Annotated in this window: 1 protein-coding gene; it reads left to right on the top strand. The window is 44.5% G+C overall.

Annotated elements, in window-relative coordinates:
- Positions 1-2,608, top strand: a 2,608-nt coding sequence (locus ABY044_RS12085; protein WP_373020992.1) for a YhdP family protein, incomplete at its 5' end; no start/stop codon positions are given.
- Between the last annotated feature and the right edge of the window lie 195 nt (positions 2,609-2,803).

Raw genomic sequence — 2,803 nt, 5'->3', positions numbered from 1 at the left:
GGAAAAGTTGTATGTCGACAAGCGAGGCGAAGATTTTCAAGTCATTGTCGATAAGCCTTTTTGGGTGATGGAACCGCGAGTGCATGCCGTACCAATGCGTTTTGACTTGAATGGCATGTTAAGAGGTAAGTTCGATCAGCATGCACATTCGTGGAAGTTAAACCCTTTGAAACTCTCATGGGATGAAATGCCGGTTGAATTGGTGGCGGAAGGGGATTTTTCTGGCGGTCTGGATGCTAAATTATCGATCGAGCCCGGAACTCTTGAAAAGACAAAGCAGTATTTACCCTATGGTTTGATGTCCGATAAGTTGCAGTCTTGGTTGAAAAGCGCTTTGGTTTCCGGTGAAGAGGTTAAGGGAGATTTGTTTTTCAAAGGGGATTTGAATGATTATCCGTTTACGGAAGGGGAGACTTCGTTTGGGGGCGAGGCTTCGATAAAAAATACCCATCTTAAATTCCAGCCTAAGTGGCCTGCACTAACGGGTTTTGATGCAACAATTAAGTTTTCGCCATATCGGTTAAATATTGTATCGGATTCGATTCAATTAAAGTCGGACTTGGTTGCCACTGATGTTGATGTGTTGATTGATCATCTAGAAACCAAAGATATTGCCGTCAATATCAAAGGTAAAGCGGCTGGGAGTAGCGAATCGGCAAGCGCTTATCTTGCGGAAACGCCTTTACCTGACAAGCTGGGTGTGAACGATTTCTTAAATGATCCTGAAAAACTCGCAATGCAGGGTGATGTTGAGGTGGATTTGCAGGAAATATGGATTCCGGTTTACGGATATGCCGAACAGGATGAGCGGGTGTCCGGAAGTGTTCTTTTCGACAACGTACAATGGAAGCTTTTCGACCAATTAACGTTTAGCAATATTGACGGTACATTAGATTTTACGGAGAAAGGCGTGAGCAGTCCGGGCTTAAGGTCCGGATTTGAAGGCGGGACGGCAAATATTAAAATTTCGACCGACCAGAGCCAAAAGCAAATCCAAATTAAGGTTGCGGGTACTGCGCAACCAGATTACCCCGGCATTTTGAAAGGCCCGGTCGATTGGGACGCAGCTGTCAAGATACCTACCAACAAAACATCGAGTGGTGTCGGTATCGATATTAATGCCGATACGACCAAAGCCGAATGGTTAATGCCGGCGCCATTGAATAACGAGACATTAGGCGGTAAGGCAAGGGCGAGTTTAATGGTGCGCGACGGGAAAGTATCGGTTGCCGGAAGTGTTGATCGGTTTGGCGTGTTTGCATTGAATGTGAAGACGGACGGTCCGGCAATGGAAATTATGGACGGGGCCGTTAAGGTTGGGGGTGGGGATACCGCAGCCGTCGTGTCGGAAAAAAACAAAATGGCCGTTAACGGGGTGCTGGATCAAGTCGATTTGGACGGTTGGTTAAAGTGGAAGTCCGGCGATTCCACGAGTGGCTCTCCTGAATGGTTAAAAAGTTTGGTGTGGGCTAAATCAAATTTGAAGGCAAAGTCTGTTCTGTTTTTCAATCAAAGTTATCCCGAGTTTGATTTGACGTGGCAAACTGTGCAAAAGGGGCAGTTGGCTTTTAATGTGTCGTCTGATTATGCTCTAGGGGTTGCAACCTTGCTTAATGACGAGGCTTTGGATATTAATGTCGATCGTTTGCGGTTGAACTTGCCTGAAGATACGTTTTCGCAAAATACGATTGATCCCGAGGAAGCTCAGAGACAGTTGCAGCAATGTAAGTTGAAAACGCCATCCTTGGGAACATGGCCTAAAGTGACCTTTAACGGAAAGGGAGTTGTGGTTAATGATATTGCGATTGATCAACTTAATTTTCAAATAGAAGACAATCGTAATGCATTGCATTTTAAGAATTTGAATGCGGTTTTTGCAAAAAAAGCAGGGGTGTTAAGCGGACAATACTTTTTCCATAAAATGCCGAAGCAGAGTAGTGCCGCTATTAAAGTTACGTCCAATGATGTAAAGGCTTTGACCGAACTCTTGGGTCTTAAACAGGGTTTTTCAGGTAAGAATGCGGATTTGAAAGCTAATATCGCGTGGTCGGGTGGTTTGGAGTGCTTTGATTTGCTGGGATTGACTGGACGGACCGACTTCGAAATCAAGAATGGGGTAATTGAAGATGTCGAGCCGGGGTTTGCCAGATTATTAGGTTTGTTGAACGTTACTTCCTTGGCAAGAAGACTTTCGCTGGACATGAAAGATGTGACAACCAAGGGTATGGCGTATGACAGTATTAAGGGTAAGGCTATATTTAATGATGGAAAGATGAACTTGGACGGCTTCAAGTTGCAGGCACCCTCTGCAAAGGTTGATTTGTTCGGAGCCGTGAATCTGGTAGAAAGAAATTTTGATTTGAGAGCGGACGTGACTCCGGCGTTAGGGAGTTCATTGCCTGCATTGAGTGCGTTGACCGGAGTGGCAACACCGTTAGGCGCTTTGGCGATTTACGCCTTGATGAAAGTAATCCCTGATATTAACGAAGATTTGGTGACATATAAGTATGATGTCACAGGGCCTTGGACTGCGCCTGTAATCCAGGAGAAAAATGGCGATAAGGTCGAAAAGAAATCTAATGAACCCGATGATATTTTGAACCAGTAAAAAAAAATTAATATTTTTTCAAATTTGCTGTTGACACCCAAGGGTAGTCTCGGCATAATACGCACCTCTTCAAGACGAGGTGGTGAACAACCGCTGAGACGCGAAGGGAAGCTGAGTAAGCGGAAAGAAATTGAAGAAAATAATTTGAAAATAATTGTTGACTTCAAAATCGAAAGAAGCATATAATACGCAGCT

This window comes from Thiomicrorhabdus sp., assembly GCF_041583835.1.
In the GTDB taxonomy this organism is placed as follows: domain Bacteria; phylum Pseudomonadota; class Gammaproteobacteria; order Thiomicrospirales; family Thiomicrospiraceae; genus Thiomicrorhabdus.
The sequence above is the reverse complement of the archived record's forward strand: the minus strand, read 5'-3'. Positions and strand labels throughout refer to the sequence as shown.